Below are 3,998 nucleotides of genomic sequence, written 5' to 3'. Positions count from 1 at the left end.
TTTTACATTGGCGCTAACTGCGGCGACCAGCGCCAGTGCGGTAAAACGCCACTCTTGTGCTTCAATTTTCCACAAAGTGTGGGTCTGCATCAGCAGAGAACGAAACCCTTCTGACAAGCAAACATCATTAATCGTTGTGCTACGCCGCAGACTGGCACGATTGCCGCGTTTAGCCTGCAACTCTTCGTGCCATTTACGCAGCGTGGCTTTGTGCTCCTCTTTTACAATACTCATTCAGCAGCCTCCTGCTTTTTCTCCCTGGCGGCTTTAGCACTTTGCTTCTCCGCCGATGTTGTAAAATATTTCTTGCGCGCGGTCATGACGCGTTTTAAATCAACGGGCTCATAAGGATTGGTGAATACACGCTCGTCAAAATCCTGACGCGCGAATAACCACATTTCCTTTTGCCATTTGCCGAGTAATTCATCCAGAACCTGACCTTCTTCAATTTGGCGCACTAACCTCAGGAAGCGATGCTGAGTTTTGTTCCAGAAGTCGATATCCACAAAACTAAAATCCCCCCGTGCGCCTTTTGGATCGGAGAACCATGCTTCTTTTAGTGCACTCCGTAACAGACTTAGAATTCGTGAAGCTGTTTGCGCAGCCAGTCGTAGCTTCGGTATCTGGCCTTCTTTTTTATTGAGCAGCAGCGGGAAATGGTGTTCGTACCAACAACGGGCTTTCATGTTGTCGAAATCATAGCCAAATCCCCACAGGCCCACTTTTGCCTGCTTCAGACTGCTGGCATTAAAGAGTTTCACCACCAGCGCGGGAAGTTCCGTATTGTTTTCTGACTTACCCGTTTCGATAAGGCCTAACCAGTCGTGCCAGATTAAACCGCCCGGTTGTGGTTTAACCGAGTAAAACTCGCCGCCCTCTTTAAGGGGTACACGGTAAGGCGTTAAGGGATGCTGCCACATGGCATAGTTAGCGCCGTAATTTTTGGTCGTCATCAGGCTCAGGAGCGCGTCGCTCTGCTCACCGCAAATATCGCAGTTACCGACTGTGGTGGTATTAAAATCAATACGAATACGCCGCGGCATTCCCCAGTACGCCTGGAGTTTATTAACCTGATCATCGGTTACCACCGCACCGGCCTGTTCGCTGGTACGCGTCGGGCCAAGCCAGGGGAAAATCAGCTCGTCAAATTTTTGGGGTAGCGGTAAATCGGCTTCATCCTGCGGCATCACGTTGAGCCACAGTTTGCGCCACAAGGGCGTTTGTGGATTGCCCTGATATTCCTGTAATTCAATCAGAGTGGTCATCGGCCCACCGCCACGCAAACCGGTGCGGTAGCCTTTGCCACCTGACGGTGCATTTAACTGTAGGGAGAACAGAGCTAACGCGGAACAATGTGGGCACAGGTATTCCGTTACACCACGCTTGATAAAGTGGTCTTTATTAAACTTTGTTGTTTGAACGCCGGGAATCTCAGGCAGTAGCGAAGCAACCGGAACTTTATCTCCCGTGAGCGCCTCAAAATCCTGCATAAATGAAGGTGAGTCCGGGCCAAACTGGAAAGCGTGCTCTAAGGACAGCAATGCTTCCCGTAGCTTTTCGGCTTCCAGTCCGTCTTCCCAGATATCATCCCAACGACGATGATCTTTTGGCGCGAAGCTGGTTTGTAGTAGCCCCAGCAAAAACTGCCATGCCGCCCCCTGGAGATCTGCCCGCGGCGCAGCGATATCGACAACATTTTCATCCGCCAGATCGACTGGCGCCAGTTTGCCTGTCGTTCCGTCTTTAAAACGAACGGGCAACCACGGGGTTGTCAGAAGTGAAAACGAGTTCATATGTATCCTCTCGTAAAAAAGACCATCCCTGGTCGGTTGTCCATCATTCCATCCTTCTCGGTGTATCAACTATTCAGAGAGTCCTGTCGCAGGCATCTCAATCAACCTTGCCTGTCAATCCCTCTGTAGCCGAATACCCGCAACTTTCGTCATCAGTGACTAAAATTACGTTTGCCATCTCCGGATCTTGCCGCTGTTCAATGCACCACTGCCTGAACGCTTCCCCTTCCAGTAAAGAAAACTCATCCCGATGTTTTTTCCACCAGCTTCGGCGCACTCTGGCAACGCTCATTTCCCATGCGTGAGCACCGGTGGCATAAGGCTTCACCACACCGTCAATACAGGTAGCCAGCCACAGGGAAACAGACTCCTCAGCCAGACGTGTCGACAGTTTTTCCGGGAGGTAATCGTTGATACTGGCGGCATAGCCGGGCCTGAAGTTCAGCACAAACTTTTTAGCCATTGCGCGATCGCAGTAATATTTGCCCACTTGCTCCTGCTCGCTGCGGGCAAACCCTTCCGGCATTACCACGTCCTCACCGTAGACTGATTCAATAAGAAGCCGGGCTGCGTGTGGCATCTGAATAGCACCTTGCTCACGCAGCACACGCTGCGTCAGCCAGATTCGCCCATGATCGGGGTAGACATATGCACTGTTCCGCATTGCACTGCCAAACCATTCGTCATCCGGAGAGTCGTCCCAGACGGGGGCCAGAATCAGCAATTCAGGAGGAGAACGCTCGTCCTTTCCGTCACGCTTTAACTGACCATTAATATCGCGGATATGCCGCTGTAATCGTCCTGCTCGCTGAATCAGCAAATCAACAGGGGCCAGGTCGGAGATCATTTCGTCCAGGTCACAATCGACGCTCTGTTCTAATACCTGAGTACAAATAAGGACTTTTCCGGCACGCTGTGAGCTATCTTCTTTACCAAAGCGTGCCAGTATCTCCGTTTCAATTCGCTGGCGATCGCTAAAAGCAAAGCGGCTATGAAAAAGTGAAAGGCTGGAAGCAGGAATGACGCCGCGGGCAAGTAACTGACGATAAACCTTAATAGCGTCATCGACAGAATTCCGGATCCAGGCGATGCATTTCCCCTGACTTACCGCCGATTCGATACGTGCCATACATTCTTGTTCGCTATGGAGCCAACCCACGCTCACGCTACGCTCAACGTCTTTGCGCGTCGCTACCCGGTGCGAATGCACATCCGATTTCGTGACATGCGTCAGCCAGGGGTAATCGTCCTTTTCCAGGAACGGGGCTTCTTGCTGGCCCTCTGTACCCCGCGCAAAGGCAGCGACAAGTTTGTCACGCTGCTGTTGAGATAACGTGGCAGAAAGCAAAATGACGCTGTTTCCGCCACGTGCCTGCCACTCGATCAGCCCTTCAAGAATGCACGACATGTAAGCATCACAGGCGTGGATCTCATCAGCCAGCAGGATTTTGTTACTCAACCCCAGAAGCCGCAGATTATTATGTTTAAACGGCATCACTGCCATCATCGCCTGATCCAGCGTGCCGACGCCAATTTCAGCCAGTAGCGCCTTCTTGTTACTGTCGGCAAACCAGGCCGCACATCCCTGACTGAACGTTTGTTCATCCGGTTCTTCTGCCCCGACTAAATCACCGGACCAGAGTGAGTCATTAAAGCGGTCCATTAATGTGCGGACACTGTGTGCCAGCACCAGGCTGGGGCGGGACTCTGGCGAATAGAAAGCAAGCCAGGTTTTGACCAGCCGATCGTACATGGCATTGGCCGTTGCCATTGTTGGCAGGCCCAAAAACAAACCCTGTGCTTTCCCCGCAGCCATCAACCTGTGCGCCAGAATAAGCGCCGCTTCTGTTTTACCTGCGCCAGTCACATCTTCCAGAATAAATAACTGTGGCCCTGGCTGGCTGATATCCAGATCCAGTACCTTTTGCTGTAACGGTGTCGGGTGCTCAATAAAAGGAAACAGCGTATTAATTCCGGTGAAAGGCACGGTTTGTGCTTTTGGCGGGAAGACGGTTAAGGCGTTTTGAGCCTGAACTAAAGCCTTTTGCCAGTAATCTTCAATATCCATTGTCTGTGCGACGCGTGGAAAAAATCGCGTTGACGATCCCGTCCAGTCTGCAAGTACGACGGTTGCAGAGATATACCAGGAAAGTTGTTTTATAAGTTCAACGCCCTCGTCCTCATCCCAGAATGCGGGGATCTCGA

3 protein-coding genes are annotated in these 3,998 nt (G+C 51.6%); all 3 read right to left on the bottom strand.

Features of this window, described 5'->3' with window-relative positions:
• Positions 1–234: type I-E CRISPR-associated protein Cse2/CasB (gene casB / locus FFT88_RS24940; RefSeq protein ID WP_346763847.1), on the bottom strand; the 234-nt coding region annotated here is incomplete at its 3' end.
• Positions 231–1,793: a type I-E CRISPR-associated protein Cse1/CasA gene (casA, locus tag FFT88_RS24935; protein ID WP_135403830.1), complete on the bottom strand. Its 1,563-nt coding sequence runs from the start codon at positions 1,791–1,793 to the stop codon at positions 231–233. The genes casA and casB, both read right to left, overlap by 4 nt.
• A 97-nt stretch (positions 1,794–1,890) precedes the next feature.
• Positions 1,891–3,998 (bottom strand): CRISPR-associated helicase Cas3' (cas3, locus tag FFT88_RS24930; protein WP_135403829.1); only part of this gene is annotated, 2,108 nt, incomplete at its 5' end.

The organism is Escherichia sp. E4930, assembly GCF_005845405.1.
GTDB lineage: Bacteria > Pseudomonadota > Gammaproteobacteria > Enterobacterales > Enterobacteriaceae > Escherichia.
This window is presented reverse-complemented; position numbering and strand designations above follow the sequence as displayed.